Origin of the sequence: Sneathia sp. DSM 16631 (assembly GCF_014892235.1) — a bacterium.
Lineage (GTDB): Bacteria > Fusobacteriota > Fusobacteriia > Fusobacteriales > Leptotrichiaceae > Sneathia > Sneathia vaginalis.
This window is the reverse complement of sequence record NZ_JADBHL010000029.1, coordinates 1-2863: the sequence shown is the minus strand read 5'-3', so window position 1 is coordinate 2863 and position 2863 is coordinate 1. Positions and strand designations below refer to the sequence as shown.

3 protein-coding genes are annotated in these 2863 nt (G+C 31.2%); all 3 read right to left on the bottom strand.

Features of this window, described 5'->3' with window-relative positions; genetic code table 11:
* Window positions 1-172: 172 nt before the first annotated feature.
* Entirely contained in the window at window positions 173-553 is a 381-nt protein-coding gene (locus tag IMK15_RS06595) for a hypothetical protein (RefSeq protein ID WP_226869239.1), read from the bottom strand.
* 55 nt (window positions 554-608) lie between these two features.
* Window positions 609-998 (bottom strand): M20/M25/M40 family metallo-hydrolase, encoded by a 390-nt coding sequence (locus tag IMK15_RS06590; protein WP_226869238.1) that lies wholly within the window; start codon window positions 996-998, stop codon window positions 609-611.
* A gap of 112 nt (window positions 999-1110) precedes the next feature.
* On the bottom strand, window positions 1111-2835 hold the full coding sequence (locus IMK15_RS06245) for a hypothetical protein (RefSeq protein ID WP_192942278.1): 1725 nt from the start codon (window positions 2833-2835) through the stop codon (window positions 1111-1113).
* Window positions 2836-2863 lie beyond the last annotated feature (28 nt).

Sequence of the window (2863 nt, the reverse complement as noted above, 5' to 3'; positions counted from 1 at the left end):
ATGCTTTTAGCTGTTTCATCAGTCCACATCCCTCAAAATTATTTAATCCTTTGTCCTTGTTCTTCTATATTTTACAATAAGAACTTAGTGATAATACAGTAAGAATACTGAATGAGAATTACTATCCAACATCATTATTATTACTCCTATTTTTATATATCTACTGATTTGATTATATCACTTTATTCTCTAAAAAAACAATAGGGCAATTCATCGCACCACCTGCAGAGGTGGGCGACTTCTTGCCTGTTATGTTAAATGTACCTTTACCATCAAATGACCCTATAGTCACAACTCCATTTTCAAAAGGACTTAATCTTCTTGATACTATTGTTTGTAGTGCCATAACAAGATATGAACCTGCAACTATTGCATCGTTTGCACTATGAGGTGATGAACCATGACTACATTTACCTATTAATTTTATTGTAAATTTAGATCTTCCTTGTTGTGTTTCACCTTTATGATAATATACCTTACCTAATTCAAATTCACTCATAATATGTATTCCAAAGAAGTTGTCTATATTATCTAACAACCCTGTTTTTATCATGCCTCTAGCTCCACCAGGAATCATTTCTTCAGCGTGTTAGTGTATAATATATATCTTACCTTTTAATTCTTTTTTTGTGCTTTATTAATATCTTAGCTAAGACCATAAGGTAAGCCGTATGTGCATCATGTCCACAAGCATGCATTACACCACTTACTCTAGAAGAATACTCTAAATCAGTTTCTTCTTGTATTGGTAGTGCATCAAAATCAGCACGAAGTCCTATACTAGGACCAGCATTACCTGTATCAATAACGACTAAAACTCCATTACCCCTTACATTTGTCTTTACTTCACAATCAAGAGAAGCATAAAAATCACTAATATACTTAGCAGTATTGACTTCTCTAAAAGACACTTCAGGATACATATGTAGGTGTCTTCTAATCTTTACCATAAGATCCTTATTCTCATCTATTTCACGAAATAGTTCATCTATTAACATTTAATCACCTCAAGGTATTGTAACACTAATAGGATGGCAAAACAACAAAAACCCCTCGGGTGACTAATCCTGAGGGGTAGAAAAAACAATTATATATCAAACGTGTTGATAACTATTTCCATTCATATTTTAAGTTTAAGCTTGTCTTAATTGAAGTTGAATCATATCCAAATCCGTTAACTGCTTTTGTAGAATCATATGTATCAGCATCTGCTGCTGTTTTTTCAAATGATTTAGTAACTACACCAAATTTAACTGGTACTGAAACTTCACCTTCAATTGTTAATCCTTCTACTGGAACATATTTTGCACTTACTTTTGGAGTTAGTGTTAATGTAGGTTTAGTAACTAATTTATCTACTGGTTTAACTACAAATAATTCTAAGTTAGCATTAGCTTCAGGACTTACTGTAAATTTGTCTGTTACGCTATAGTCATATTTAGCATTTGCATCAAATACAAATACACCTGCATTAGTTTTTGTTAATTGAGAACCTTGTGCTAGTGTTCCATCAAATGCTCTATCATGTAAACCTGCAAGTAATGATTTACCTGTTAATGTTAATTTGTCATTTAACATCTTGTATTCTGCATTAAGTTCTACACCGTATACAACATAGTCATTTCTCTTTACTTTGTTATCGTTTGTAACTTCTTTAAAAATATTTACATGAGCAACAAAAGGTTTTGCAGATAATGTTAAGTGTTTAACACCTTTGTATGTTCCTTTTAATTCATATGAGTGTATGTATCTAGCTGGTGATTCTTTAAATAGTTTAGTTCCTAAAACTTCATAGTCTCCAATTTTTTCACCAGATATATTCTTCTTAAATGCAACTTTACCTTCAAGTTCAAGATCTTTTACAGTGTCATATTTTGCTGATACTTCACCTGAAACATATTCTACAGCTTCAGAAGCTTTATGATCTTTTTCTATCTTTCTGTAATCATGTTTTACTTCAACGTTTGCTTTTACGTCTTTTAATCCTTTAACAAATACGTCTTTACCTTCTTCGCTTTCAACGAATAGTTTGTGAGTTGATTTAACTAATTTTCCATAGTCTTTTGCAACATCAAATTTTGGAACAAGAGCATTTTCTGCATAATTATATGTCTTGTTACTTAATGGGAAGTTAGTCTTAGAATTAAATCCAAATGTAAATTCACCATATTTGTAACTTACTTGTCCTTCTAATTCTGCACTACCAGCATCTTCTCTTTTAACTTCTGCATTTTTAGCATTTGCTGCTGCTATTTCTGCATTAGCTAACGCTAATACTTGATTATCTTTTTCATCAGTAGCCTTAATTTTGGCAATTTCTGTTTCACTTAATCCTTTTTCTTTAGCTACTTTAACTAATTTTTCATTTACCTTAGCTTTATCATTTTCAGAACCCAACATTTTATTAATTTCTGTTTTTAATGTATTTACTTCTGGAACTTTTTCATATTCAGGTGTTGTATCAAACTTAGGGCTTACAGTCGCTTTAACATAAGTCTTAAATCCTTTTAATTCAGGTAATTCATACTTAGCCCATACACTTGAATGATTTAAGTAGTTAGCTGGTGTAACTTTACCTAATTCAAGGTCTTTTGCTTCGAATGTTCCACCAAAACTTAATCCTGATCCTTTAACCTTAACTTCTGTTTCAACTCCAATTTTTCCAACTTTATAGCTCTTTGTTGTATTTGTTTCTACTTTTTTTTGATCATCTGAAACAGATTTTTTTGTTTCAAATTTAGCTTCTGATTCAGCATATGATTTTACTGATCCAGTTGTTCCAGCCATTGCAACCATTGATGCAACTAAGCTAGTTAGTAATAATGTCTTTTTCATAATTTTTTCTCCTTTTTCAAAAATATTT

Coding starts and splice junctions, on each gene's coding strand:
- IMK15_RS06595 (WP_226869239.1), bottom strand. CDS start 553: ATGATAAAAACAGGGTTGTTAGATAATATAGACAACTTCTTTGGAATA.
- IMK15_RS06590 (WP_226869238.1), bottom strand. CDS start 998: ATGTTAATAGATGAACTATTTCGTGAAATAGATGAGAATAAGGATCTT.
- IMK15_RS06245 (WP_192942278.1), bottom strand. CDS start 2,835: ATGAAAAAGACATTATTACTAACTAGCTTAGTTGCATCAATGGTTGCA.